The organism is Providencia sp. PROV150 (assembly GCF_028481025.1).
GTDB classification, from domain to species: Bacteria; Pseudomonadota; Gammaproteobacteria; order Enterobacterales; family Enterobacteriaceae; genus Providencia; species Providencia hangzhouensis.
Map to the genome: position 1 here is coordinate 225,380 of NZ_JAMPPJ010000001.1, position 22,460 is coordinate 247,839.

At 40.0% G+C, this 22,460-nt stretch carries 20 protein-coding genes and 1 riboswitch; of the genes, 12 read left to right on the forward strand and 8 right to left on the reverse strand.

Annotation, left to right across the window (positions count from 1 at the left end):
- Positions 1 to 173 precede the first annotated feature (173 nt).
- Both PSE83_RS01105 and PSE83_RS01110 read left to right on the forward strand, forming a co-directional pair.
- On the forward strand, positions 174 to 1,208 hold the full coding sequence (locus tag PSE83_RS01105; RefSeq protein WP_004263493.1) for a LacI family DNA-binding transcriptional regulator: 1,035 nt from the start codon (positions 174 to 176) through the stop codon (positions 1,206 to 1,208).
- Between the two features lie 260 nt (positions 1,209 to 1,468).
- Positions 1,469 to 2,362, forward strand: coding sequence for an endonuclease/exonuclease/phosphatase family protein (locus PSE83_RS01110; RefSeq protein ID WP_094961234.1), 894 nt, complete (start codon positions 1,469 to 1,471; stop codon positions 2,360 to 2,362).
- 69 nt (positions 2,363 to 2,431) lie between these two features.
- Here PSE83_RS01110 and PSE83_RS01115 read toward each other — a convergent pair whose 3' ends face one another.
- Positions 2,432 to 2,719, reverse strand: coding sequence for a hypothetical protein (locus tag PSE83_RS01115; protein ID WP_140170657.1), 288 nt, complete (start codon positions 2,717 to 2,719; stop codon positions 2,432 to 2,434).
- 1,057 nt (positions 2,720 to 3,776) lie between these two features.
- Here PSE83_RS01115 and PSE83_RS01120 point away from each other — a divergent pair.
- Positions 3,777 to 4,166 carry a hypothetical protein gene (locus PSE83_RS01120; protein WP_004263505.1) on the forward strand — a complete coding sequence of 130 codons (390 nt, stop codon included), beginning with the start codon at positions 3,777 to 3,779 and terminating at the stop codon, positions 4,164 to 4,166.
- A gap of 124 nt (positions 4,167 to 4,290) precedes the next feature.
- On the opposite strand, the gene PSE83_RS01125 is transcribed toward PSE83_RS01120, so the two are convergent.
- Both PSE83_RS01125 and PSE83_RS01130 read right to left on the reverse strand, forming a co-directional pair.
- Positions 4,291 to 5,919 carry an FGGY-family carbohydrate kinase gene (locus PSE83_RS01125; RefSeq protein WP_004263510.1) on the reverse strand — a complete coding sequence of 543 codons (1,629 nt, stop codon included), beginning with the start codon at positions 5,917 to 5,919 and terminating at the stop codon, positions 4,291 to 4,293.
- Between the two features lie 44 nt (positions 5,920 to 5,963).
- Positions 5,964 to 6,692 (reverse strand): SDR family oxidoreductase, encoded by a 729-nt coding sequence (locus PSE83_RS01130; protein ID WP_004263513.1) that lies wholly within the window; start codon positions 6,690 to 6,692, stop codon positions 5,964 to 5,966.
- 234 nt (positions 6,693 to 6,926) lie between these two features.
- On the opposite strand from PSE83_RS01130, the gene PSE83_RS01135 reads away from it, so the two are divergent.
- Complete coding sequence (locus PSE83_RS01135) at positions 6,927 to 7,961, forward strand: LacI family DNA-binding transcriptional regulator (protein WP_112307457.1); 1,035 nt, start codon at positions 6,927 to 6,929, stop codon at positions 7,959 to 7,961.
- A 48-nt stretch (positions 7,962 to 8,009) separates the two neighbouring features.
- Here PSE83_RS01135 and fetB read toward each other — a convergent pair whose 3' ends face one another.
- Together fetB and fetA are read right to left on the reverse strand one after the other, a co-directional pair.
- Complete coding sequence (fetB, locus tag PSE83_RS01140; RefSeq protein ID WP_272660599.1) at positions 8,010 to 8,789, reverse strand: iron efflux ABC transporter permease subunit FetB; 780 nt, start codon at positions 8,787 to 8,789, stop codon at positions 8,010 to 8,012.
- A gap of 9 nt (positions 8,790 to 8,798) precedes the next feature.
- A complete protein-coding gene (gene fetA / locus PSE83_RS01145) occupies positions 8,799 to 9,452 on the reverse strand; it encodes an iron efflux ABC transporter ATP-binding subunit FetA (RefSeq protein WP_272660600.1) in 654 nt (217 codons plus the stop codon).
- A gap of 466 nt (positions 9,453 to 9,918) precedes the next feature.
- Here fetA and PSE83_RS01150 point away from each other — a divergent pair, with 466 nt between their 5' ends.
- Positions 9,919 to 10,680, forward strand: coding sequence for an SDR family oxidoreductase (locus PSE83_RS01150; RefSeq protein ID WP_004263532.1), 762 nt, complete (start codon positions 9,919 to 9,921; stop codon positions 10,678 to 10,680).
- A gap of 165 nt (positions 10,681 to 10,845) precedes the next feature.
- Here the strand turns inward: PSE83_RS01150 and tkt are convergent, their stop codons facing one another.
- Positions 10,846 to 12,855, reverse strand: a complete 2,010-nt coding sequence (tkt, locus tag PSE83_RS01155; RefSeq protein ID WP_004263536.1) for a transketolase — start codon at positions 12,853 to 12,855, stop codon at positions 10,846 to 10,848.
- Between the two features lie 36 nt (positions 12,856 to 12,891).
- Entirely contained in the window at positions 12,892 to 13,344 is a 453-nt protein-coding gene (gene rpiB / locus PSE83_RS01160) for a ribose 5-phosphate isomerase B (RefSeq protein ID WP_004263541.1), read from the reverse strand.
- Positions 13,345 to 13,667: 323 nt separating this feature from the next.
- Between rpiB and PSE83_RS01165 the strand changes: the two genes are divergently transcribed.
- The 6 genes from PSE83_RS01165 to crcB all read left to right on the forward strand — a co-directional run bounded on the left by PSE83_RS01165 (position 13,668) and on the right by crcB (position 19,931).
- The gene (locus PSE83_RS01165; RefSeq protein WP_036958649.1) at positions 13,668 to 14,780 is read left to right on the forward strand and encodes an MDR/zinc-dependent alcohol dehydrogenase-like family protein; all 1,113 of its coding nucleotides are present in this window, start codon (positions 13,668 to 13,670) and stop codon (positions 14,778 to 14,780) included.
- A 129-nt stretch (positions 14,781 to 14,909) separates the two neighbouring features.
- Positions 14,910 to 16,181, forward strand: coding sequence for an MFS transporter (locus PSE83_RS01170; protein WP_004263544.1), 1,272 nt, complete (start codon positions 14,910 to 14,912; stop codon positions 16,179 to 16,181).
- 11 nt (positions 16,182 to 16,192) lie between these two features.
- Complete coding sequence (locus tag PSE83_RS01175) at positions 16,193 to 17,194, forward strand: dihydroxyacetone kinase subunit DhaK (protein WP_004263555.1); 1,002 nt, start codon at positions 16,193 to 16,195, stop codon at positions 17,192 to 17,194.
- A 10-nt stretch (positions 17,195 to 17,204) separates the two neighbouring features.
- Positions 17,205 to 17,858 (forward strand): dihydroxyacetone kinase subunit DhaL, encoded by a 654-nt coding sequence (gene dhaL / locus PSE83_RS01180; protein WP_004263557.1) that lies wholly within the window; start codon positions 17,205 to 17,207, stop codon positions 17,856 to 17,858.
- Between the two features lie 159 nt (positions 17,859 to 18,017).
- Entirely contained in the window at positions 18,018 to 18,980 is a 963-nt protein-coding gene (locus PSE83_RS01185) for a sugar-binding transcriptional regulator (protein WP_004263559.1), read from the forward strand.
- A 264-nt stretch (positions 18,981 to 19,244) separates the two neighbouring features.
- A riboswitch (Fluoride riboswitch) is annotated at positions 19,245 to 19,314 on the forward strand.
- 236 nt (positions 19,315 to 19,550) lie between these two features.
- Positions 19,551 to 19,931, forward strand: coding sequence for a fluoride efflux transporter CrcB (gene crcB / locus PSE83_RS01190; protein ID WP_004263566.1), 381 nt, complete (start codon positions 19,551 to 19,553; stop codon positions 19,929 to 19,931).
- A gap of 1 nt (position 19,932) precedes the next feature.
- Here the strand turns inward: crcB and PSE83_RS01195 are convergent, their stop codons facing one another.
- Positions 19,933 to 20,883, reverse strand: a complete 951-nt coding sequence (locus tag PSE83_RS01195; RefSeq protein ID WP_036958650.1) for a sugar-binding transcriptional regulator — start codon at positions 20,881 to 20,883, stop codon at positions 19,933 to 19,935.
- Positions 20,884 to 21,060: 177 nt separating this feature from the next.
- Between PSE83_RS01195 and dalD the strand changes: the two genes are divergently transcribed.
- A complete protein-coding gene (gene dalD, locus PSE83_RS01200; RefSeq protein ID WP_094961246.1) occupies positions 21,061 to 22,449 on the forward strand; it encodes a D-arabinitol 4-dehydrogenase in 1,389 nt (462 codons plus the stop codon).
- The last annotated feature ends 11 nt before the right edge of the window (positions 22,450 to 22,460 follow it).

The following is a 22,460-nucleotide window of genomic DNA, read 5'->3' on the forward strand; positions in this document are numbered from 1 at the left end:
TGGTGATATTGACTGTTTCTTTAGATTTAATAGAACCATATTGGCTATTTTTAGCGCATTTAATCTAGAACATGAGAAAAAGCAAAAAACATGCTTGATTCGAATGAAAATTGACCATCAAAGATCAATAACCTTAGGGTTAATAATCAGTTTAGGCTAAGTAAAAGTATTACATGCAAAAAATACGAAAAAGAAAAAATACAGGGCGAGTCACGTTGCAGGACGTCGCAAAATTCGCAGGCGTTGGGTCCATGACGGTATCTAGGGCTTTGCGTACACCCGAATTAGTGTCTGATAAGTTACGTGAAAAAATTAATGCTGCTGTTGAAGAACTTGGTTATATACCTAATTCCGCGGCAGGTATTTTAGCGTCAGGCCAAAGCCGTACCGTTGCTGTTTTAATTCCGTCTTTGCGTGATAATGCCAGTTCAGTTTTTCTGCAATCTTTACAAGAAGCACTGAACAAAAATAGTTATCAAGTTGTTATTGGTAGCCATGATTACCAGCAAAAAAAAGAGTCTGAGGTTTTATCGACATTATTGCAGAGTAACCCCGCAGCTTTGATTGTTTTTGGGGCGATAAACTCAGAAAGCGTTTCAAATTATTTGAAGAATTTAGATATCCCTGTAGTCAGTGTTGCGGGGGAATCTAATCATCCAGTCACGTTGAACATAAAAAGTAACGTTGGAGATGCGGTTAATTTTTTAACCAACTATATGTTACAAAAAGGGTATAAGAAGATAGGTTATATTGGTGCTCAAATGGACAGTAAAATGCAAAGTCAGCAATTAAGTGGCTGGAACCGAGCGATGCTGGCGTATAACCAAAGTGCAGATCAAAGTATTACAACTCCGTATGTCGCAACGATGGATTTTGGTCGTCAGGCAATTAGTGAGATGTTGACCCGCCAACCTGAGCTTGAAGCTGTGATTTGCAGTCATGAAATGATTGCACTTGGTGTCATTTTTGAGTGCCAAAGACGTTTAATTCAGATACCAAAAATGTTAGCAATTGCTTGTGTTGAAGGTACTTCAAATTGTGATCATATCCATCCGTCACTGACATCTGTGCGAATTGATTACAGTAAAATGGCACGAGAAACAGCGAAAAGGCTACAAAAATGGCTTGCAGATGTCGATTGTGACTTTGTTGAACGTAAAGAAGGGGTTGTTTTCCCATATAAATTTGAAGCAAGACAAAGTGCGTGAAATATAATTTATCGTATGTTGATCTCGTTTTCTTGAATTTATTGCTTATCCTTAAGTGAATAGGAGTGCGATAGCTCTCTATTTTGACGGTCAAAAAGATGTTTTTTTTTCTCTCGAAATAAGATTGTAGACTGGGTCACTATATCTTTTTTATTCTCTGTTAATGTATGAAAACTGCAAGTTAACGGGGGTTAGCTCCGCGAGAATTTTATTAAATACTTGCACTATTCTGTTGTATTAGTCATTAACAGGGGAAAACAATGAAATTACTAAAAACAGTTATTTCCACCACAATTCTAGTTTCTTGTGGTGCGATGGCAACAATGTCGGGTTCCGAAATTCTGAAAGTACAGGATGGAGGAACTCCGAATAAAGTTTACACTTCGAACAAGCCGACCATTAAAGTCGCAACGTATAACATTGGTAAAAATGAGTTGTCACCAGATGTCAGTAATCTTGATGAGCTAAATAAGGCGATTGCGAAAATAGATGCTGATGTGATTGTTTTAACTGAAATTGATAATAAAACCGCTCGTAGTAAAAAAGTTCACCAGCTAGAAGAAATAGCTAAAGCCAATAAGATGGATTTTGCTTTTGGTAAGGCATTAGATTTTGATGGTGGAGAGTACGGTGTAGGAATTTTATCAAAATATAAAATTGATAAATCTAAAGTAATTAATTTACCTTCTGGTGATGCAGAACAACGGGTTGTATTAATATCTCAAATATCAAAGCCAGGTTTTGATGCACCAATTATTGTGATGGGAACACATCTGGATTGGCAGAAAGATCCAACCATTCGCATTGGGCAAGTGCGCCATATTTTAGATGCGAGTATTGGGGATACAGATACGGGGTTTGATAATATTGCGGCCTCAATAAAAATATTAGCGGGAGATTTCAATTCAACAGCTAATGAACAGCCTATCCAAGAAATTCGTTATATGTGGAACCCAGTTGAGTTTAAAGGTGTTGATTATCGTAGTTGGCCAGCGGTAAACCCAGCCATAGACATCGACCATATTTTTACATTTAAAGGGCAAGTTTGGGATGTGAAAAAAATGGAAATTCCAACGGATAGTAAAGAGTTTCAATGGTCAAGTGTTAGCGACCACCTACCTATAATTGCTGAATTAGAGCTACAAGAGCAATAAACACTTACAGAGAAATTTTCGATAAAAGGCCTCATTTGGTTTGTAGGCCTTTCCAACTGTAATGCTAAGTTAATTGCCTAGTATTTTTTTCCTTTCAATATAGCGTTTTTCAGCTATTTCTAAATAATACTCAACTGTTGAGTATATCTGCTGCCGCTGTTCTGCTAATTGTTGTGATGCATCTAATATTGCGCTCGTCTGCTGTTTAAATACAGTAAGAAAATTTTGAATGCTGTCGAAGTGACCTACGACGTTAGCATAGTAAAACTGGTATACATAAGATTCCTGAGTGTGGCTTAGATCTACGTTATTTCTGATGTTATTAGTTGCAAGTAATAGTAATTGAGTATTTGTCATGGTTAACCCTTTTTCTTTGGAAAGCAATGCTACATGAGATAAAAAAAATATTTTGTCAAATTTAGCCGGATAATTTTATGTATTGGTTAAATGCATCAATTATCCTAGGAATATTCTGTAATTTTGATTGGTCAGATATATCAAAAATTGTGTAAAAGAAGAGATATAGAGGCATTCAATGGTAAATTACAATATGCATATAGTTAAATATTCTTATGTTTCTTAAGGTGGGTTGATGGTTTTAACTATTTTTTATCATATGGTTAACGTCGTTTTAATCAATTTATTTGTTATTTTTGTTTTATTAATCAATTGATTAGGTTGCGTTGCATTTTAACGGGTACTATAAAATTGCTAATTTAGCCTGAAATAAAGATACTCGTTAACGATATGCTAAAAATTAAGCTAAGAGATGATGCAAATTAATATGTTATTTCGTAGTGAATTGAATTTTAGGTATTTTTTGTTTTTATAATATCTAAATAAGCTAGATGAATTTTAATTGAAAATAACGGATTTATTATTAATTAATTCTATTTTACGCTTATATTGAGTGAAAATACTCATTAAGTGGGTTAATTAACATTTAGACATGACTATTATTGAATTGAATTGTTTTATTACATATTTTTGTTTATTTTTGTTAAGTTATGATAAACAGTTAAGGCTTATTATTGTTTCTGTTTTTGGGTAATTGAAACTATTTTAGTTAAAAAAATACAAATTGAAACAGTTAATGTTTCGAGTACTATTTATATTCTTAGTTTAATACTGGTATACTTACTCATTAGGTGTGTAAAATAAAGTATAAATACGAATAGCCCATATCAATCTAATTGTACTTATTCGCTTTGTTGGTAGCAGTTATCTGGGGTAATAATTAGAAAAACAAGTTATCTAATAAGGTATTCTTATATAGATAAGGTTGGTTGTTATTAAAATAATTATTATTTATTTACAATTGGCTGAAGATAACTGCTTAAGTATATTTTGGGGCGAAATTATTAGGTCATTTTGGTCAATTGGCTTGTTATTGAATAAATGAGAGCTTAGTAATATGAATATCATAAAGTTGCTCACAATTTTATTGTTAACTGGGGGCTCTTTTATCTTAGGTGTGACATTGAACTATACCCCTACACCTGATCTTGTGAAAATGGCTAAGAGTAGCGTTGAAGACTATTTATCTTATCCAGAATCTGCTTCATTTAAAAATGTGAAATATAATTTTATTCGCCAAACTGCGGATAAAGGGGATTTAGGTTATGTATGTGGCGAAGTGTTTCGAGTTAAGAATGCAAGGCTAGAAGGCTATAAAAAATTCATTGTGAAAGCTTACAGTGATAAACAAGGGAAGGTCTCCTTGTCTATTCCAATGGTCGAGGGAGATTACGATTTGGTACCAAAGGAAATGGTCGATTCGTTATGGACAAGATATTGCTTCTAAAAGTGAGCTATAGCGCAGGTTTTTCTATTAAATTAAGCTCGATAAGCAAAACGAATTCTATTAAAGAAAGCCGGTTTACGGCTTTCTTTAGTCCAAATATTACTTGAGTGTCATATCAACGTGATTAACCTTTTAATTCTCTAGCACATTGTTGCAAATGCAAGAAAGAGGCGAATCTTGTATCATGGCGGTTTTTATATGCTTCATTGGTTTGGTAGGTTAAGTCGATAGCACTAAATTGGTCCATAGCTTGCGAGACATCTTCACAGACTTTCCCTGCAACGGCACCAAGGATAGCAGAACCTAGCAATACTGGTTCACTGGCTTGTGTTGAAATCACAGGAACGCCACAAGCATCAGCAAGTAGCTGGCGGATCAACGGGTGCTGTCCTGCACCGCCACTAACAACAATATTTTCAATAGCAGCACCAGATTTTGCTTGTGCTTCAATGATTTGTCGTAATCCATAGCCAATTCCACACAGACCAGCAACATAGAAAGAAAGTAAATTTTCCATGCTGTTATCCATGGTTAATCCAGCAATGACAGCTCTGGCATGAGGGTCAGCAAAAGGTGCTCGATTCCCTAAAAATTCAGGAACCACATGTATTTTTTCAGCTAGTTCAACAGACTGTGATGGTGACGATGATTTTTCTAATACTAAATCCGCTAACATCACAGGCAAGGGTTTACCTTGCTCTTTTGCCGTAAGTTTTGCTTGTACTGAAGCGGGATGTAAGGAAAGTAACTGGTCAATTGCAGCACCAGCCGCACTTTGGCCTCCTTCATTTAGCCACATGCCCGGTACCATTGCACTGAAATACGGACCCCATACACCCGGTATAAATACGGGTTCTTTAGTCGTTGTCATCGTGCATGAAGATGTGCCAAATACGTATGCCATATTAGCGGTTGCATCACCATTTACGCCAACGGTACCAATACCGCCTGCATGAGCATCTATCATGCCTGCAGCGACAGGTGTCCCTGCTAGTAATCCCATTTGTTGGGCTGCGGTTTCCGTTAAGCCTTCACCACAAGGCGTTCCTGGTTCTACAATAAGCTGACCAATACGTGCGAAGTTTTCATCGGCAAGTTCAGATAGACCAATCTGTTGAAAGTAGCCTGCATCCCAACGTTTTTCATGGGCAAGATATGTCCACTTACAGGTGACTGTGCAAGTTGAGCGAGCTAAGGAGTTAGTTGATTTCCAAGTTAAAAAATCGGCTAAATCAAAAAATTGCCATGCGTTATCATAGGATTGACGTAAATTTTCTTTTAGCCATAAAATCTTAGGCGTTTCCATTTCGGGCGAAATCTTACCGCCAACATAGTTTAGAACAGGGTGCTTTAATTGATTAATGCGCTCAGCTTGTTCTGTTGCACGGTGATCCATCCAAACAATAATATTGCGCTCAGGGTCATTCGATGGGCTAACCGTAATAGGATGTTTATCTGAACCAATGACAACCAGTGAGCAGGTTGCATCAAAGCCAATACCTGCAACTTGTTGTGGTTTTACTGTTGATGATGCTATCGCTTGCTTGACACAATAACAAACCGCTTCCCAAATTTCGTTACTTGATTGCTCAGCGAAATTGGCGTTATCACGGAAGAGCGTAATATCGCGTTTGGCAGATGCTAACATATTGCCGGACATATCAAAGACCCCGGCGCGTGCACTGCCTGTGCCAACATCGATACCAATAACGACTTTATCGTTATCTTTTAATCGTGCATGTGAATTATTCATTTTCCCTCCAAGGTGCTAACTGCAATGAATTGCGAGGTGACAAGTTAGAGATCAACACTGTTTGGCACAATAACAAGGTCACGAATAGTGACATTGCGTGGGCGAGTTAGCATAAATAATACGGCTTCAGCGACTTCAATCGGTTGCATTAAGCTACCATTTGCCAGAGCTTCTTCCATTTTTTCTTTCGGCCAATCATCGAGTAAGGCTGTCACTACAGGGCCAGGTAATACCGCACCAACACGGATACCATGTTCAGAAACTTGGCGGCGAGTTGAATGGACGAAGGCTTGGACAGCAAATTTTGATGCGGTGTAAATTGGCTCCCAGATCACTGGGACTACACCTGCAATTGAGCTGGTGAATAATACATCACCTGATTTTTGGGCAATAAAATGAGGTAGCACTGCGCGAACACAACGGAAGGCCGCATTAATGTTTAAGTTTAAAACTTTATCCCATACATCTGGGTCACCCTCAGCAACAGGGCCGCCAATATAAGCACCGGCATTAGCATGGAAAATATCTAAGCCGCCTGCTTTTTGTAAGATGGCATCTAGCATTCCATCAACTTGTTCTGGCTTCATTAAATCGACTACTAATGGAATCGCATTTTCACCTAGTTCCTCAACAAGTTGGTTTAATCGCTCTTCAGCACGGTCAATTAGAACGACTTTTGCACCCGCCTTGATCAGTGTACGTGCGCATTCAAGCCCGATACCTGAGGCAGCTCCGGTAATTGCTGCGACTTTGTTCTCAATAGAAATAGCCATAATTTACTCCAATCGGATATTTTAGCGAAATGTAAGAATGAAAAGCGTCTGAAATTAATGAAACAGCAATGAGTCACAACAATGGATAGGTGGCTACATGCGATGGATTGATAGTATTTATTTTGCAGTTTATCAACTCATGCATCATCAATTTCAATTTTGCTCAATCGATGTAGCAGTATTGCGACTTTTCGACTTTGGTGTCAAGCTAGTAAAAAATGGAGATAAGAATCTGTGACAAAGATCAGACAAAATAAGAAAACAACGATCTATGACCTTGCCGAATTAGCTGGGGTTTCAGCGAGTGCAGTGAGTGCAATACTCAACGGTAATTGGCAAAAAAGGCGAATTAGCGCACAACTTGCGGAAAAAGTGATCCGCATCGCCGAAGAACAAAATTATGCAGTTAACAAGCAAGCCAGCTTATTGCGCAGTAATAAATCCAAAATAATTGGTATGTTGGTTCCGAAGTATGACAACCGCTATTTTGGTTCGATTGTCGAGCATTTTGAAGAAATGGCGCGTGAAAGGGGGCTGTTTCCTATTATTACTTGTACGCGGCGTGACCCAAAGTTAGAAATAGAAGCTGCACGCGCAATGATTTCTTATCAGGTTGATTGGTTGATTTCAACAGGGGCAACGAACCCAGATAAAATTACTGAAATTTGCCAAGCTTCGGGGGTTTCGACCTTAAATTTAGACTTACCGGGCTCGTTGGCGCCTTCGGTTATTTCAAATAACTATCTTGGCGCAAAAAATTTAACCCAACGTATTTTAAGCAAAAATAAGTCTCAAACATCAATAAATGAAGCCTTAATTTTTATTGGTGGTCGTGAGCATGACCACAATACACGTGAACGTATTCGTGGGTTTATTGATGCGCATAATGAAAAAGGTATCACGGTTCCACAAGAAAATATTTTGGCTTGTGGTTATGCCCCCGAAAAAGCTGAAAGAGCACTCTCACAGTTTTTTGAACAGAATAATGATGATCCACAGAAAATAGTGAAATGCGGTTTGTTTATTAATTCAACTATTTCATTAGAAGGGGTTATTGATTGGTTAGGTAAACAGGGCTATATCGGCTCACAGCAACCCCACTTAGGCTGTTTTGACTGGGATCCTTTTGTTGCACTTTTAGGTAATGACATCGAAATGGTTAAACAGGATGTGCCAACGATGTTAAATCATATTTTTAAGTTGATAGATAATGAAAATAGCAAAGCACAATTAATTGAAGTGTTACCTGTGGGGGTGGTTAAAGAGTGATATTAAGAAAGTGCCACTTATCGTTGATGACCAATAAGCGGCGGAAGGTTATTGTTTATTCAGAGTTGTAACCAATAATTGGTGGCGTTGGTTATAGAATTTTGTATAGGTCATATACCCAGCCAGTATGGTTGAAAGGCTTGCTGTACCTAACAACATAAAAGTCACCATAATCTGGTATTTAACAGCTTGTAATGGGTCAACTCCAGCGAAAATCAACCCAGACATCATGCCCGGTAAGCTGACAATTCCCACTGTTTTGGCAGAATCTACCGTTGGGATCAATGATGCTCGGATACTGTCACGAATAATAGCAGTGGAAGCAACTTTGGGCGTTGCCCCTAAACTAAGCATTTCTTGAATTTGTTGTTGCTGGCTTGAAAACCGTTGACCAAGGTTATTAAAGCATAACCCTACCGCAATCATGGCGTTACCCGCAATCATTCCAGTAATAGGAATTACCTGCATAGGCGTAAATGCGATGGCATTGGTTAATATCAGAATTAACAATGTAAGAAATGTGCCAGAGGTAATGGCAATTAATGCAGTAACATAAATTTTATCAATATATTTGCTTCTTTTCTTAGCGTTCCACGCAGCATTGACACAAATAAACATTACCAATGCAATCGTGAGCAATTCGTGATCAACATTAAAAATATATTTTAGAATGTAGCCAGCGATCAATAGTTGAATAATCGCTCGGCAAGTACTCCAGATAATATCTTTTTCAAGGGATAGTTTTTCTTTATGGCTAATAAAAATAGCCACGAGGACTAACAGGATTGAAAAGGTTAAGGATTCATTGGAAATAGTTGGTTGATGCACTGTGATATCCTATGATTCGTTGTGATGAACAGGAAGGGTGATAACTTCATTGGTATGAGCGATTTCATCTTGGTCATGAGTTACCCATAGCACGCCTATTTTTTTGTTACTCGTTAAATGATGGATAAATTCATTTACGATAATTTTGTTTTCTTCATCTAGGGCACTGGTGATTTCATCTAATAGTAAGACTTGCGGAAGAAATTGTAAGTTTCTAATAAGAGAAATACGCTGTTTTTCTCCTCCAGAGAGTTCATTGATCCCTTTATCCAAAATAGATTCATGTAGAGAAAATTGGTGCAAATCACTGATGACTTTGTCTTTATTAAATGGCAACTTTCGAATTTGATAGGGAAAAACGAGGTTGTCATACACAGCTTGCCCAAATAAAGTGGGCGTTTGAGTACAGTAAGAAACCTGCTGACGATAAGTTTCTGGGAGGATGGTATTGATATCTTTCCCTTGAAACTTAATCGTTCCTTGAGTGGGTGAAATTAACGAGGCCACTATTTTTAATAAGGTACTTTTACCGCAGCCGGAAGGACCCGTAATCAGTTTAAAGTCGCCTGCCTGTAAGTTAATCTGCACATTATCAAGAATTGTTTTTTGCTCAATGCTATAGCCAATGTTACTAAGTTGTAATAGCAAGTTGCTTTGTTCCATATTATCAATGACCTATAAATTAAGTGCGCAGCATTTAGTGTAAATGATATTCATTCAATATCTTACTCAATAATACAGCGCTGATATTGTTCAATATCAATTTAGATATAACTAATATTATGCGCCAATTAATTGAAAAATTATAGGGGAAGAAAAAATACACTTCTAATGAAGTAGGACAACGTAGATGAGTTCTAGGAAAGATTTGTACAGTTGAAAATAAAGCACAAATAATCATTCAAATTATTATTTTGAACATATGTGCATTCAGAATTTAGGATGGTATTTAATTTGAGAGATATCTCTTTTTTTTACATAAATAATATAGAGTTTAACTAGTGATGATATTATATTAATAATACCAAGTAATCTAATCTGCACTTAATATTTTGTTGTCTCTCTAAGGCAACACTATATTTATTTCATCTATATATTAAATATCACATCATGACATTAAGGAATTAAAATGAAAAAATTTAGTGGCTATAACACCAACTTTTCACTTGATGGCAAGGTCGCTTTAATTACAGGGGGAGCTGCAGGCATTGGGTTGGCGATTGCTCAACTGTTTGTTGAAAAAGGGGCTAAAATTGCCTTAATTGATAAGTCAGATAAAGTAGTGAAAATTGCGGAGAAATTAAAAAATTCAATTGGTATTCAATGTGATATAACAAATTCTGAGGCGGTTTCTCAGATGGTAAAACAGGTTGTTGAGCATTATGGTACATTAGATATTGTCGTCAATAGTGCTGGAATTGTAGCGCTTGCTCCCGCTGAAAATTTAAGTGAGTCAGACTGGGATTTAACCATGAACGTGAATTTAAAAGGGACTTTTTTGGTTTGCCAATCTGCAGGTAATGTCATGATTAATAATGGAAAAGGGAAAATTATTAATATGGCGTCACAAGCAGGCGTGATTGCCTTAGACCAACATGCCGCCTATTGTGCGAGTAAAGCAGCGATTATTGGTTTAACCCAAGTATTAGCACTTGAATGGAGCCCTAAAGGGATACAAACCAACGCCATTTCACCAACTATTGTGATGACAGAACTGGGCAAAAAAGCGTGGGAAGGTGAAAAAGGTGATGAAATGAAAGAAAAAATTCCTGCAAGGCGTTTTGCGGAACCGTCCGAAATTGCCGCATGTGCATTATTTTTGGCCAGTGATGCATCCGATATGATCACCGGACATAATTTGGTTATTGATGGTGGCTACAGTATCCAATAGTGATATTTAATAATAATGAATAAAGTGAGTATGAGTAGCTACTCGCTTTATTTATTATTGATGATTTTATTTAAATAAAAAATAAGCCAAATAACATAGGTATTATTTGGCTTGTAATAGAAAATTACAAAGTAGGATAACAGATATTAATTATTGCTATATCAATTAATCATTAGGTTTTAATAATGAAAGCGACATAGTAATAAGCTTTTCTACGGTGAAACCAAAATATTCAAATAATTGGTTTGCAGGAGCTGACTCCCCAAAGCTATTCATTCCCATGACCAATCCATCAATTCCTACATATTTACGCCAGTAATCACTGATACTGGCTTCGATAGCAATACGGTGCCGAACGTGATTGGGTAAAACGCGCTGTTGGTACTCTAAGGGTTGTTGGTCAAAGGTATCTGTTGAAGGCATCGAAATAACATTCACATTAAACCCTTGTTCAGTCAGTTGTTTCCAAGCTTCAACCGCTAATGTGACTTCAGAGCCTGTGGCAATTAATAGTAATTCAGGGTTTTCACTATTACTGCGCAAAATATATCCACCATATGCAATATTGGCGAGTTGTTCAGTTGTTCGCGAATATTGTATTAGGTTTTGCCGCGATAATATCAAGGCGGTTGGCGTATGTTTCGCTAAGATAGCTTGTTGCCAAGCCACCGCTGTTTCTACTTGGCAACAAGGGCGCCAGACTGACAAATTAGGTGTTGCACGTAGTGAAACAAGTTGCTCAACAGGTTGGTGCGTTGGGCCATCTTCACCTAATCCAATGGAATCGTGAGTATAAATGAGTATTTGGGGCAATTTCATTAATGCGGCCATTCTCACGGCATTTTGCGCATATTCAGAGAACATCAAAAAAGTTGCTGTGTAAGGGCGAAAACCGCCGTGTAATGCAATTCCATTAGCAATGGCGGTCATACCAAACTCTCTGACGCCATAGTGAATATAGTTGCCTGAAGGCTGTTCATTAATTGGCAGTGACCCAGACCAATAGGTGAGGTTGCTTGGGGCTAAGTCTGCGGAACCACCGATTAATTCAGATAAAACAGGGCCAATAATATTGAGTGTATTTTGTGACGCTTTACGTGTAGCTATAGTTGCAGGGTTTTCATTTAATTGTTGAATGAAGTTATCAATGATATCTGTAAATTTTTCAGGAAGTTGATTGGATAATCGCTGCGTTAGCTGCTCGGCAAGTTCTGGGTATTGTTTGGCATATTCTCGTAATGCTTGCTCCCAACGTAATTGCTGCTCAGCACCACGTTCTAGGGCATTCCAAGGTTGGTATATTTCATCAGGGATCACAAAAGGCGGATACGCCCAACCGAGTTGTTGGCGAGTCAGTGTTATTTCATCTTGTCCGAGAGGAGCACCATGAGAATCTGCGGTACCGGCTTTATTGGGCGAACCATAACCAATCGTGGTTCTGCAAATAATGAGGGTTGGTTTCGAGGTTTGTTGGCGAGCTTGTTCAATGGCCGCTTTGATTGCAGGCCGAGAATGGCCATCGACTTGGCGAATAACATGCCAGCCATAAGCTTCAAAACGCTTTGCGGTATTATCAGTAAACCAACCTTGAGTATTACCATCAATAGAAATACGGTTATCATCATAAAAGGCAATGAGTTTATTGAGTTTTAGCGTCCCTGCTAATGAACACACCTCATGAGAGATCCCCTCCATTAAGCAGCCATCACCTAAAAATGTGTAGGTATAGTGGTCGACAACGGGGAAACCAGAGCGATTAAACGTAGCAGCCAACGTTTTTTCTGCTATTGCCATACCAACCGCGTTGGCAATGCCTTGGCCTAAAGGACCTGTAGTGGTTTCAACGCCGGGGGTATAGCCTAATTCAGGATGACCCGGTGTTTTGGAATGGAGCTGACGGAACTGTTTTAAATCGTCGATAGATAAATCATAGCCCGTTAAATGAAGCAAGCTATAGAGCAGCATTGATGCATGGCCGTTTGACAAGACGAAACGGTCACGATTAGGCCAATTCGGGTCAGCAGGGTTGTGCTGTAAGTAATCTCGCCATAGGACTTCGGCAATATCAGCCATTCCCATTGGGGCGCCGGGGTGGCCTGAGTTGGCTTGCTGTACGGCATCTATTGAAAGAAATCGAATGGCATTGGCTAATTTATTTTGTGGTTGAGTGGACATTACAAAGCTCCCAAAGTAAAAGCGCCTAAAGTAAAACTAACGTTCCCCATTTTCATACTCACTGATTCGAGCCACTTTCGGCGCTGACCGTCCCCCTTCATAATGGGAAGCCAGCCATGTGTCGACAATGGTTTTAGCCAGTTCAGGGCCAATCACACGGGCACCAAAGGTAATAATTTGTGCATCATTACTTTTTTGTGCTCGTTCAGCGGAGTATGTGTCATGGCACAGTGCTGCTCGAATGCCTGTGACTTTATTAGCAACAATGGACATACCAATTCCGGTACCACAAATTAAAATACCGCGCTGGTGTTTACCTTGTACGATTGCAGTTGCAACAGCGTGGGCAACATCAGGATACATTTCATCTGCAACCCCAGTATTTAAGCAGTAATCAGTCACTTCAATGTTTAATTCTGCTAAGTGAGCCTTAATCAAATCTTTCATTTCAAATGCAGCGTCATCTGCACCAATAGCAATAGATAGCATGATAGAGATCCTTATTCTTGAACAAAAGTTCATTAATCAATCAAATGTACTATTTAGAAAATAGGATCTTATGAACAAATAATCAATAGGTGAACATATGTTTTTATTTTTGTGATGATGAATTCTGTGATCTACAGCTTCAAATTTAATTTTTTTTGCCAAAAATGTAAAAAATAGGCGTTTCAAGGCGATTTTATAAGAATTTTTGCACTGAATCACACTTTGACAATCTGACTATGGGCAAGGATGAAGAAAAGAAGGTATGGTTAATTTGTATCTTCATTGAACTTATGTTCATTTTACAAACCGCCGAGGATAGAACTATGTGTGAACACTGTGATTCAAAAGCAACGATGAGCGAAAGCATTCCAGAAAAAATGAAAGCCGTGGTTGCTTATGCACCAAAAGACTACCGTTTAGAAACTGTCGATGTCCCTAAAATTAGTGAAGAAGAAATTTTGGTTCGCGTAGAAGCTTGTGGTATCTGCGCGGGTGATGTGAAGGCTTTTGAAGGTGCGCCAAGCTTTTGGGGGGATGCAGAGCAGCCCGCTTATATCAAGGCACCGATGATCCCAGGGCATGAATTTATTGGCCATGTCGTAGGCTTTGGTTCAAAAGTTGAAGGTTTTGCATTAGGTGACCGTGTTATTTCTGAGCAAATCGTACCTTGCTGGGAATGCCGTTTCTGTAAACGCGGTGAATACTGGATGTGTGAGAAGCATGACTTGTATGGTTTCCAAAACAACGTGAACGGCGGTATGGCGCAATATATGAAGTTCACCAAAGAGGCCATTAACTACCATGTACCTGTTGAGATGCCAATTGAAGACGCTATTTTAATTGAACCTTACGCCTGTTCTTTACATGCGGTGCAGCGTGCCAATGTCAAATTGGGTGATGTCGTCGTGCTTTCGGGGGCGGGAACATTAGGCCTAGGCATGATTGGTGCAATTAAAAAATCCGGTGCAGGCAAGTTAGTCGTTCTGGATTTATTTGATAAACGTCTTGAATTAGCAAAAGAATTTGGTGCTGATATCGTATTAAACCCTAAACGTGATGATGTAGATAAAATTGTCAAAGAGATGACTGAAGGTTATGGCTGTGACATTTACATTGAAGCGACTGGGGCCCCTAAATCGGTAGAGCAAGGTCTTAAGATGATCCGTAAATTAGGTACTTTTGTTGAGTTTTCTGTATTTAAAGACCCTGTGACCGTGGATTGGAGCATTATCAGTGACCGCAAAGAACTGGATTTATTAGGTTCTCACCTTGGCCCATATTGCTACCCGTTAGTGATTGAAGGCATTGGTAATGGTGATTTCCCAACTAAAGGGGTGGTGACGGATATCTTACCTTTAGATAAATTTGCGGAAGGTTTTTCGATGATGGCGAAAGGTGACCCGCACATTAAAGTGGTTCTCGACCCAAACCTGTAGTGCTGTAGTGGGTTGAAAAAAATACGAAATTAAAAATATAACGATAAAAATTGGACCTGAATAAATGTCACCCTACCAAGGCTTGTTATTCAGGTCCTAACCCAGCGAACAAGCACTGAGGTCAACAATATGATAATCAATAAACTGTCTAAAGTAACGGGGTTTTCACCAAAGTTACTACTTGGCTATTTTGGCGTCCTGATCTTTATGATGGGGGAAGGGCTTGAACAAGGCTGGTTGTCGCCTTTTATTATTAGCCGTGGAATGAGTATTGAAGAGTCTTCATTACTGTTTAGTGTGTATGGTTTTTTTGCTGCTGTCGCCGCGTGGTTATCCGGTGTGTTGGCTGAAATTTATACTGCTCGTCGTGTGATGATTTTTGGTTTTGTGATGTTTGTGATTGGCTCGGTTATTTTCTTATCTGTTGGTTTACCGAGTAACAGCCTGTCTATCATGATCCCAACCTATGCGTTGCGTGGTTTTGGTTATCCAATGTTTGCCTACGGCTTCTTAGTTTGGGTGGCCTATGAGGCGCCAATTAAAAAATTGGGCTCTGCTGTCGGGATCTTCTGGTTTGTTTATAGTGGCGGACTCGGTGTTTTAGGGGTGATGTATTCGAGTTATGCGCTGCCAATTTTAGGTGAAATGGCAACGTTATGGAGTGGACTAATTTTTGTCACTATCGGGGCATTTATTGCTATCGCGCTTAACCGCAACAAAGCGGGAGATACACCGGACTCACCGAAAGAAAAAGTTTCACTTAGCTATGTGTTTAAAGGGATCACGATTGCGTTTGAAAACCCAAAAATTGGTTTAGGTGGCATTGTTCGTACTATTAATACCTCTGCAGCGTATGGTTTTGTGATCTTCATGCCAATGTTTCTTGCCGACTTTGGTTTTTCCCGCACAGAATGGTTACATATCTACGCAGCACTTTGGACAGTAAACATCGCTTTTAATCTGATCTTTGGCGTTGTCAGTGACCGTATCGGTTGGCGCAATATTGTGATTTGGTTTGGTTGTGTCGGCTGTATGGTTTGTACCTTAATGTTTTATTACGTGCCTTATTATTTTGGGCACAATTATACCCTGATGATGATAGCCGCTGGCTTATTTGGTGCATGCCTCGCTGGATACGTACCACTTTCAGCCATCATGCCGAGTTTAGCGCCTGAAAATAAAGGTGCAGCAATGTCAGTCCTTAATTTAGGGGCAGGGTTAAGCACTTTTGTCGGTCCTGCATTAGTTGGGCTCTTTATTAGTAGTGTAGGTGCTTTTGGCGTGATTTGGATTTTCTCGGGGCTCTATTTATTTAGTGCGATATTGATGAAATTTATTACTGTGCCGGCTGAATTACTTGAAAAGTCGGCAGAGATGCAGCTAACACCAGAAAATAAGTAAATGAGGGAATTATGAACAGAATCATTAATGAACCTGATCTTGTTGTTGAAGATGCCATTCAAGGCTATTTGAAAGCGCACCCTGAATATTTTGCGCAGACTGATAATGCGCGCGTATTAAAATACCCAAAAGCACCAATACAAGGGAAAGTGGGCATTGTTACTGGTGGTGGCTCCGGCCATGAACCTGCATTTTTAGGCTATGTGGGCGAAAACATGTTAGATGCGGTGGCAATTGGTGAAATTTTCTCCTCGCCAACCGCTGGGGCATTTTTAGATGCGTTCAAAGCCGCAGACAGTGGGGCGGGCGTTGCTTGTTTATATGGTAATTATGCAGGCGATAACATGAACGTCAAAATGGCGATGAAAAAAGCTGAAAAAGCGGGCATGAAAGTTAAAACCGTGGTTGCTACCGATGACGTCGCTTCAGCCCCTGCGAGCGAGAAAGAAAAGCGCCGTGGTGTCGCGGGTGAAATACTCATGTGGAGAGTGGGTTCTGCCGCAGCAAGTAAAGGTTATGATTTAGACGGCGTGATTAATGCGGCACAAAAAGCGATTAATAACTGCCATTCTATTGGTGTTGGGCTAACGTCTTGTACCATTCCTGCGGTGGGTCATCCAAATTTTCATATTGAAGATGGGATGATGGAGCTCGGTATTGGCCACCATGGTGAGCCAGGCATTGAAATCATGCCAATCCAGTCTGCAGCGCAAATGGCACAAACTATGTTAACGCCAATCTTAGATGATATGCAGGCAAAACAAGGTGATGAAGTCGTCGTATTGGTTTCAGGATTAGGTGCCACACCCGTAATGGAATTGTATATCTATTATGCAGAGGTTGAAAAACAACTCAGCGAAAAAGGCGTGCGTATTGTTCGTAACTATGTTGGTAACTATTTTACGTCATTAGAAATGATGGGGGTAACGCTGACATTAATGAAAGTGGATGATGAATTGAAAGCATTGATGGATGTCCCTGCATATTCATTGGGTCTAACACAGGTCAAATAAGGAGACAACTATGCAAGTTATTTCAACGGGCAACGGCAAGGAAATTACCCTTGATTTAGTGAACATTATTGTTTCTAACCGTGAATACCTCAGCGATATTGATGGAGCAATAGGGGATGGAGACCATGGCATCAATATGGCAAAAGGTTTTAATCTATGCGCTAAAGCAATCGCGGACCGTGAATTATCACTCAGTGAAGGCTTTGAAGAGATTTCTGATGCCTTGATGGAAGGTATTGGCGGTTCAATGGGGCCACTTTATGGCAGTTTCTTTATGGGAATGTCAGACAGCATTTCAGGGAAAAATGAGTTATCGCAACAAGATTTTCTTGCTATGTTGAAAAATGGGCTATCCGAACTGCAAGACATCAGCAGTGCAACAGTGGGTGACAAGTGCCTAATGGATACATTGATCCCTGCGGTTAATGCCTTTGAAGAGGCAACAAAAGCAGGGAAAAACTTTAAACAAGCGCTTGATGCGATGCAGGCCGCTGCAGTTGCAGGCCGTGATTCCACGGTAGATTTAGTGGCTAAAATTGGCCGTGCAAGCCGCCTTGGTGAGCGTTCAAGAGGCGTGTTAGATGCAGGCGCGACTTCTTGTTGTTTATTATTATGCCAATTAGCGCAAAGTGTTGAAAAACAGAGCGCATTAACCAATGCATAATTGTTTTATATAACTCTTTTCGTGGATATATAGTCAAAAACCATTGCTATATATCCACTCTCTTTTATAACTCACTTATTAATTGCCACTAGAAACGCTATACTAAAACCTTATCATCCTTGTTGCGATTAACACCAATAAAGAGGAAACCACTATCTTATGGATAGATCACAAACATCTTCCGAAATCGAGCTACTGACTGAAATTGCGATAGCTTATTATCGCGATGAAATTACTCAGGAAGAGATCGCCAATAAGTTTGGTATATCGCGAATTAAGGTGGGGCGCTTACTTAAGCGAGCAAAAGAAGAAGGTATTGTTGAGATCAATGTTCGCTATCATCCTATTTTTAGCACTCAGCTAGAGCAACAGCTACTTTCTCGTTTTCCGATTTCCCGTGCGTTGATTGCCCTCGATCATCCCGATGAAGAAGAACAACGCTATCAAGTTGGCACACTTGTCGCTAATTATTTATCGACAACATTACGTGACAATATGATAGTCACCGTCGGTCAGGGGCGAAATGTCGCGGTGGTAGCCGATAGCGGCGGGGCCGTTCCTGAAAAAGATTGCCGTTTTATTTGCGGAATCGGCGGAACACACCGGCCTGGCGACTCTATCAATGCGGACCATATCAGCCGTCGCTTAGCGAAGAAATTTGGCGGAACCAGTGAAACCCTATACGCCCCTGCTTATGTTGAAAATAACGAATTAAAGCAATCTTTTATGAAAAATGGGACCATTAAGGAAACCTTAGATCGCGCCCGTAAAGCGGATATTGCCTTAATTGGTATTGGCGATATGAATGAAGATAGCTATATGGTCAAACTAGGCTGGTTTACACCGCGTGAAATTGTTGATGCGAGTTTGAATCAAGGGGTGATTGGCGATATCGCGGGTTATGATTTTTTTAATGCGCAAGGGCAACATGTTGATACGGTGATGAATGACCGAGTAATTGGCCTAAGCATAGAAGAACTCAAGAAAATTCCTTGTGTAATAGCGATTGCTTCCGAATCCTCCAAGGCCATGGCTATCATGGGGGCGCTGCGTACGGGGGCGATTGATATTATTGCAACGAGTGCGAGTAATGTGCGGACGATTTTGAAGATGTCCCAATAGCTCGTCATACTCCAAGCTGTAGCGTTGTTGACTACGTTCATTCGCATTAGTCACATACTTGTGTATGCTCCTAATGACTCATTTACTTGTCGCCTAGCTACAACTTGAATTATTTAGAGCTATTATTTGTCATACTTCAAGCTGTAGCGTTGTTGACGACACTCACTTATTCGTTTTCTGCTTAGTTATGACCCCTAACTATTTAGGGTATCTATTATAAAATAGGTTTGCATCAACTAATTAGTTGCCTTATTATTTTTATGTAAACCTTTGGGAGATGGCATTCCTCCTTATATAAAACCGCCCGTAGAGGGCTGATGATGCCTACGTTAACCTTTTCATTTGATGGGGTACGTAGGTATTATGTGCCCTAATTTAGGGCATAAATGATCTATACTCGTCATACTTCAAGTTACATGGGTGTTGACTGCACTGCGCTAGCCGAATCACATACTTGTGTATGCTCATCGGACTATCTTCGTTTGTCGCCTACATGTAACTCGAATTATTTAGAGTATAACTGGGAGACTTTCCTTTCATTTATCCCGCCAGACATTAAAGGAAGTTTCTATGTATGCCTCATTATTTGCAATTGCGATTGGTTCAGTGCTTGGCGGATGGCTAAGATGGTTTGTTAGCCTAAGACTCAATCACCTTTACCCAAATATTCCTCTAGGTACCGTTGCGGTCAATTTGGTTGGCGGCTTTGTCATTGGTTTTGCCATTTCGTACTTTGCCAATGCAAATATTAGCCCTGCCTATAAATTATTCATTGTGACTGGCTTCTGCGGCGCATTTACCACCTTTTCGACCTTTTCACTCGAAGTGTTGGTGCTAATCCAAGAAGGTAAATTGGGTTTCGCTATTAGCACCATTGCTATCCACGTAATTGGTGCCTTAATATTTACCTTGCTTGGTATGTTATGCCATCATTGGCTGACACAGGGATAATTTATTTATTCGCTAATAAATGATGCGCAGTGGCTTCATCGGTCACTAAACCTGTTACCCAACCGCCATTCATAACGGCTTGAATGGCTTTTGTTTTGTGTGCGCCACCCGCAAATGCGATCACAGGCTTATTTGGGGAGGGAAACAGCGGAACACTGGTGTGCGTGTCATCCAAAGCCGTAGAAAGTCGCTCACCGTTAGCTTGAATAAAATGCCCCAATAGCTCTGCGGCGACACCTTTTTCTAACAACATTTCCAATTGTTCATCCGTGACGAAACCTTCAGAATTGAGCGGGCATCCTTTACCGACTTCGCCAATACCAATAAAGGTAATATCTGCATTCAGGGCTTTTTCCGTGACTTCCTTATACACGCGATGTTGGCACCACATTGCTTTATCTTCTGGGCTATCAGCATAAAGTGGTGCAGGTAGAATATAGTGTCGGCATTGTAATTTTTCTGCAAAGCGTAATGGAATATCATAGCGTGTTGCTGAGCTATCACGGGCAATAGCGCCTATTAATGAAACACATTGGTGCTGAGAGGTTTCTAGGTAAGGAAGAGCGTCAATAATACTGCGTAATGTTCTGCCTGAACCGATACCAATAACTTGAGGTTTATCGGGTTCGATTAATTGCTCCATGAGCTCAGCACCTGCCACTGAAATCATGTCGAGTGTCGCTTCTGTATCTAGTTGCCCTGACGGGATGACAAAGCAATGTGTTAGGTGATACTTTTGCTGGATTTCATTAGCGAGTCTTAAACACTCCGTAATCGGGTGCGTGATTTGCACCTGAACCATACCTTGTTCTTTTGCTAATGAAATAAGGCGTTGGGCGACTTGTCTTGATAGCCCAAGTTCATGCGCAATTTCCTGTTGTGTTTTGCCTGCCACAAAATATAGCCATGCCGCACGTGCAGCTTGTTCCATTTTTTTTAATTCTTTCTGCATGAACATTCTCCTGCTGGTTTCGCTTATTGTAATTCTGGGCAATTGTTTATTAAAAGGGCAAAAGTCAATACTGTGAGCATTATCGCAGTAATTGTGATCAGATTGAAACTAAAATATAACAAACGGGCATATGCCCAAAAAAATAGCAATTATTTAATTTTAGGGTAAGGAGTCACAATGCTAAAGCAGAAATCAGTGTGGATGCACATCGGTGCTGGGTCATTTCATCGTGCTCACCAAGCGTGGTATTTGCACCGCTTGTGTCAACAAGGGGATGATAGTTGGTCAATTGCCTTAGGGAATATTCGCAATGATGCGAATGCATTGCTTGATAACTTAACCAAGCAAAATGGGGAATATACCCTTGAAACAGTTTCACCTGAAGGTGAGCGTCATTATGAAAAAATTACTTCAGTGCGCAAAGTATTGCATTGGGATGAGAATTTAAGCCAGTTAGTGGAACAAGGTTGTGATAAAGCAACACGTGTTATTGCTTTTACAGTCACAGAAGCGGGCTATTATTTAACCCCACAGCATGAGTTAGATGCAGAACAGCCAGACATTAAAGCAGATTTAACGGGCAAAATGAGCACGATATATGGTGCATTAACACAAATTTTACGTGCACGTTTAGCAGCTCATGGTGAACCTGTGACCTTGTTAAATTGTGATAATTTGCGCCACAATGGCGAACGCTTTAGACACGGCTTTTTATCGTTTTTACAATTAAAAGGTGAAACTGAGCTGTACCAATGGGTGAAAGAAAATACGCGTTCGCCGAATACCATGGTTGATAGGATCACGCCTCGCCCAACCCCAGATGTGGCTGAACGTGTAAAACAGCATACTGGTTGGGATGATAAAGCACCTGTTATGGGAGAGGCATTCATTCAGTGGGTGATTGAAGATGACTTTATTAATGGACGTCCTGCATTAGAAAATGTCGATGTAGAAATGGTTGAGTCCGTTTTACCTTGGGAAGAAGCGAAGATTCGTATTCTGAATGCAAGCCACAGTTGCATTGCTTGGGCAGGCACCTTAATCGGTTTGAGCTTTATTGATGAAAGCACCCGCCAATCTGCTATCAAACAAATGGCATGGAATTATGTGACACAAGATGTGATCCCGTCATTATCGCCGAGTCCTCTCGATTTAGAACAATACCGTGATGTGGTACTCGCACGCTTTAGTAATCCTTATATTCAGGATACTAACCAACGTGTAGCCGCAGATGGCTTATCAAAAATACCTGGTTTTATTACGCCAACACTCCAAGAATGCTATCAGCGTCAGCAGACTCCGGCTGCGACGGCTGTGCTGCCCGCTTTATTTTTCGTATTTTTACAGCGCTGGGCTCGTGGTGAATTACCTTATGAATATCAGGATGGTGTGTTGGATGTGGCACTATATCAAAAAATGATGAATAGCAGTGACGCATTGTCGCAATTTGTCTCAAGTGAAATGTTGTTCGGCTCACTCGCTCATTCTACGGAATTCCACGAATTGATGAGCAACACGGTTGAAAAAGTTGAAAATTGGCTCAAGTCACCTCAACAACCTCTGTAAGGAGAAAGGCG

Coding starts and splice junctions, on each gene's coding strand:
- PSE83_RS01105 (WP_004263493.1), top strand. CDS start 174: ATGCAAAAAATACGAAAAAGAAAAAATACAGGGCGAGTCACGTTGCAG.
- PSE83_RS01110 (WP_094961234.1), top strand. CDS start 1,469: ATGAAATTACTAAAAACAGTTATTTCCACCACAATTCTAGTTTCTTGT.
- PSE83_RS01115 (WP_140170657.1), bottom strand. CDS start 2,719: ATGACAAATACTCAATTACTATTACTTGCAACTAATAACATCAGAAAT.
- PSE83_RS01120 (WP_004263505.1), top strand. CDS start 3,777: ATGAATATCATAAAGTTGCTCACAATTTTATTGTTAACTGGGGGCTCT.
- PSE83_RS01125 (WP_004263510.1), bottom strand. CDS start 5,919: ATGAATAATTCACATGCACGATTAAAAGATAACGATAAAGTCGTTATT.
- PSE83_RS01130 (WP_004263513.1), bottom strand. CDS start 6,692: ATGGCTATTTCTATTGAGAACAAAGTCGCAGCAATTACCGGAGCTGCC.
- fetA (WP_272660600.1), bottom strand. CDS start 9,452: ATGGAACAAAGCAACTTGCTATTACAACTTAGTAACATTGGCTATAGC.
- PSE83_RS01150 (WP_004263532.1), top strand. CDS start 9,919: ATGAAAAAATTTAGTGGCTATAACACCAACTTTTCACTTGATGGCAAG.
- tkt (WP_004263536.1), bottom strand. CDS start 12,855: ATGTCCACTCAACCACAAAATAAATTAGCCAATGCCATTCGATTTCTT.
- rpiB (WP_004263541.1), bottom strand. CDS start 13,344: ATGCTATCTATTGCTATTGGTGCAGATGACGCTGCATTTGAAATGAAA.
- PSE83_RS01165 (WP_036958649.1), top strand. CDS start 13,668: ATGTGTGAACACTGTGATTCAAAAGCAACGATGAGCGAAAGCATTCCA.
- PSE83_RS01170 (WP_004263544.1), top strand. CDS start 14,910: ATGATAATCAATAAACTGTCTAAAGTAACGGGGTTTTCACCAAAGTTA.
- PSE83_RS01175 (WP_004263555.1), top strand. CDS start 16,193: ATGAACAGAATCATTAATGAACCTGATCTTGTTGTTGAAGATGCCATT.
- dhaL (WP_004263557.1), top strand. CDS start 17,205: ATGCAAGTTATTTCAACGGGCAACGGCAAGGAAATTACCCTTGATTTA.
- PSE83_RS01185 (WP_004263559.1), top strand. CDS start 18,018: ATGGATAGATCACAAACATCTTCCGAAATCGAGCTACTGACTGAAATT.
- crcB (WP_004263566.1), top strand. CDS start 19,551: ATGTATGCCTCATTATTTGCAATTGCGATTGGTTCAGTGCTTGGCGGA.
- PSE83_RS01195 (WP_036958650.1), bottom strand. CDS start 20,883: ATGCAGAAAGAATTAAAAAAAATGGAACAAGCTGCACGTGCGGCATGG.
- dalD (WP_094961246.1), top strand. CDS start 21,061: ATGCTAAAGCAGAAATCAGTGTGGATGCACATCGGTGCTGGGTCATTT.